Here is a 1344-nt window from a genome sequence, read left to right as displayed (position 1 = left end):
ACTCGCTGCCGGCGTGCCCTTGCCATTCATATCGGCCGGCTTGTCCTCTTTCTCGCCGGTCAAGGGGCGCTCGCGTGCTGTCTCCGTGCGGCTGCAGGGTCGCGTACTCACGCTGGTGGATGACACCTACAACGCCAACCCCGACTCCATGCGCGCTGCCATCGACGTGCTGGCCGAGCTGCCCGCGCCGCGCCTGCTGGTGATGGGCGACATGGGCGAGGTCGGCGACCAGGGGCCGCAGTTTCACGACGAAGCCGGCCAGCATGCCCGGGCGATGGGCATCGAAAAACTCTTCACCCTGGGCGAACAGGCGCAGCGGGCGGCCAGCGCATTCGGCCCAGGGCGCCATTTCAATGACATGGAGGCGCTGGTCGCTGCCGTGGTGGCCGAACTGCCGCATTCAGGCAGCGTGCTGGTCAAGGGCTCCCGCTTCATGAAGATGGAACGGGTGGTTCAGTCCATTTCCGCGCTAGCCCCCGATCACATCCAACAACACAAGAAAGAGCCTCATGCTGCTTAGCCTGGCCCAGTGGCTCCAGACGATATCCCCTGAATGGGGTTTTCTCAGGGTATTTCAGTATCTGACGCTGCGCGCGGTCATGGCTGCCGTCACGGCGCTGCTGATCGGCCTGATCGCCGGCCCTTTCGTGATTCGCCGGCTCATCGCGCTCAAGATTGGCCAGCCCATCCGCGAATACGCCATGCAGACGCACCTGAGCAAAAGCGGGACACCCACCATGGGAGGCGTGCTGATCCTGCTCGCCATCGGCATATCGACACTGCTGTGGTCCGATCTGTCCAACCGATTTGTCTGGATTGTGCTGATCGTCACGCTGGGTTTCGGCGCCATCGGCTGGGCTGACGACTGGCGCAAAGTCGTGCTCAAGGACCCGGAGGGCATGCGCTCGCGTGAAAAATACCTCTGGCAGTCCCTGATCGGCTTGGTGGCGGCGCTCTATCTGGTGTTCAGCATCTCCGAAAGCTCCAACCTGCGCGTGCTGGAGCTGTTCGTCAGCTGGGTGCAGTCGGGTTTTGATGTGGATTTGCCGCCCAAGGCCGGACTGTCGGTGCCCTTCATGAAGGAAGTGAGCTATCCGCTGGGCGTGTTTGGCTTTGTGATCCTGACCTATCTGGTGATCGTGGGTTCCAGCAATGCCGTCAACCTGACGGACGGGCTCGATGGACTGGCCATCATGCCCGTGGTCATGGTGGGCTCTGCGCTGGGCGTGTTCGCCTATGTCACCGGCAGCTCGGTCTATTCCAAATACCTTCTTTTTCCGCACATTCCCGGTTCGGGCGAACTGCTCATCTTTTGTGCTGCCATGGCGGGCGCGGGGCTGGCTT

The 1344-nt window shown here is 62.2% G+C and carries 2 protein-coding genes; both read left to right on the top strand.

The annotated features are described in order from the left end of the window. On the top strand, positions 1–520 hold a 520-nt coding region (locus tag Q8K05_RS00990), incomplete at its 5' end, for a glutamate ligase domain-containing protein (protein ID WP_305244688.1). Beyond that, positions 510–1344, top strand: an 835-nt coding sequence (mraY, locus tag Q8K05_RS00985; RefSeq protein WP_305244687.1) for a phospho-N-acetylmuramoyl-pentapeptide-transferase, incomplete at its 3' end; no start/stop codon positions are given. The genes Q8K05_RS00990 and mraY, both read left to right, overlap by 11 nt.

The organism is Polaromonas sp., assembly GCF_030682935.1.
In the GTDB taxonomy this organism is placed as follows: domain Bacteria; phylum Pseudomonadota; class Gammaproteobacteria; order Burkholderiales; family Burkholderiaceae_C; genus Polaromonas.
The sequence above is the reverse complement of the archived record's forward strand: the minus strand, read 5'-3'. Positions and strand labels throughout refer to the sequence as shown.